Genomic DNA, 1,561 nt, shown 5'->3' with positions numbered 1-1,561 from the left:
CCGGCAGCGCGCGCAGCACGATCCGTCATCACACCTTTGTTGGTGGAGACGATAGACACACCGAGACCGCCACGAACTTTTGGCAGATCATCGGAGGACTTGTACTGACGCAGGCCTGGACGGCTAACGCGCTTAACTTCTTCGATAACCGGACGGCCTTCGAAGTACTTCAGCTCGATAGACAGCAGTGGCTTGATTTCGCTGCTGATCTGATAATCCGCGATGTAACCTTCGTCTTTGAGAACTTTGGCTACAGCTACCTTCAACGTGGAAGATGGCATGCTTACGACGGACTTTTCAGCCATCTGGGCATTACGGATTCGAGTTAGCATGTCCGCTAACGGGTCCTGCATACTCATGGGCTAGACGCTCCTGATACAAAAAGAATTAGCCTTGCGGCTACAACTGTCGCCGAGTGACTCAATGCTTAAAAAGCACGGGCTCAGGCGAGCCGGTCATTCTAGACACACGCCAGAAATGAATCAAGCCCCAATAGGGGCTTGATTCATATTCAAGGTCACCGACTGTCAGGATATTTCGACCCTGACACTCGCGACTTTGCCTGTACGCCTTACCAGCTGGCTTTAACCAGACCTGGTACGTCGCCACGCATCGCTGCTTCACGCAATTTGTTACGGCCCAGGCCGAACTTGCGGTAAACACCATGCGGACGACCAGTCAGGCGGCAGCGGTTACGCATGCGCGCAGCGCTTGCGTCACGTGGCTGCTTCTGCAGAGCTACTTGGGCTTCCCAACGCGCTTCTGGACTTGCGTTCAGATCAACGATGATAGCTTTAAGCTCAGCACGCTTCTTGGCGAACTTGGCAACCGTGAGCTGACGTTTCAGCTCGCGGTTTTTCATGCTCATCTTGGCCATGGTCCTACTCCAATCAGTTGCGGAACGGGAATTTGAAAGCACGCAGCAATGCGCGACCTTCATCATCTGTCCGAGCAGTGGTGGTCAGGGTGATGTCCAGACCGCGAAGGGCATCGATTTTGTCGTAGTCAATTTCCGGGAAAATGATCTGCTCTTTAACGCCCATGCTGTAGTTACCACGACCATCGAAGGACTTGGCATTCAGGCCGCGGAAGTCGCGCACCCGAGGCAGGGAGATCGACAGCAGACGATCCAGGAATTCGTACATACGCTCACGGCGCAGAGTTACTTTGACGCCGATCGGCCAGCCTTCGCGAACTTTAAAGCCTGCGATGGACTTGCGAGCGTAGGTCACAACAACTTTTTGACCCGTGATTTTTTCCAAATCAGCTACAGCGTGCTCGATGACTTTTTTGTCACCGATCGCTTCGCCCAAACCCATGTTCAGGGTGATTTTGGTAACGCGCGGAACTTCCATCACGTTCGAAAGCTTAAGTTCTTCCTTAAGTTTCGGAGCGATTTCCTTCCGGTAAATCTCTTTTAGTCGTGCCATGGTCTTATCTACCTAGCAGTGTTCAAGCATCAACCGCTTTTTGGGTCGACTTGAAGACACGAATTTTTTTGCCTTCTTCTACTTTGAAACCAACGCGGTCAGCCTTGTTGGTTTCGCCGTTGAAAATGGCG

General features: G+C 52.3%; 3 protein-coding genes and 1 pseudogene. All 4 read right to left on the bottom strand.

Features of this window, described 5'->3' with window-relative positions:
• A partial coding sequence (rpsH, locus tag ACIQYF_RS23730) for a 30S ribosomal protein S8 (RefSeq protein ID WP_402866731.1) occupies window positions 1-359 on the bottom strand: 359 nt, incomplete at its 3' end.
• 212 nt (window positions 360-571) lie between these two features.
• A complete protein-coding gene (gene rpsN / locus ACIQYF_RS23725; RefSeq protein WP_019409906.1) occupies window positions 572-877 on the bottom strand; it encodes a 30S ribosomal protein S14 in 306 nt (101 codons plus the stop codon).
• A gap of 13 nt (window positions 878-890) precedes the next feature.
• The gene (rplE, locus tag ACIQYF_RS23720) at window positions 891-1,430 is read right to left on the bottom strand and encodes a 50S ribosomal protein L5 (protein WP_003186044.1); all 540 of its coding nucleotides are present in this window, start codon (window positions 1,428-1,430) and stop codon (window positions 891-893) included.
• A 22-nt stretch (window positions 1,431-1,452) separates the two neighbouring features.
• Window positions 1,453-1,561 (bottom strand): annotated as a pseudogene (gene rplX, locus ACIQYF_RS23715) (50S ribosomal protein L24); the annotation flags it as partial.

Origin of the sequence: Pseudomonas sp. NPDC096917 (assembly GCF_044762555.1) — a bacterium.
Taxonomy (GTDB): Bacteria; Pseudomonadota; Gammaproteobacteria; order Pseudomonadales; family Pseudomonadaceae; genus Aquipseudomonas.
This window is presented reverse-complemented; position numbering and strand designations above follow the sequence as displayed.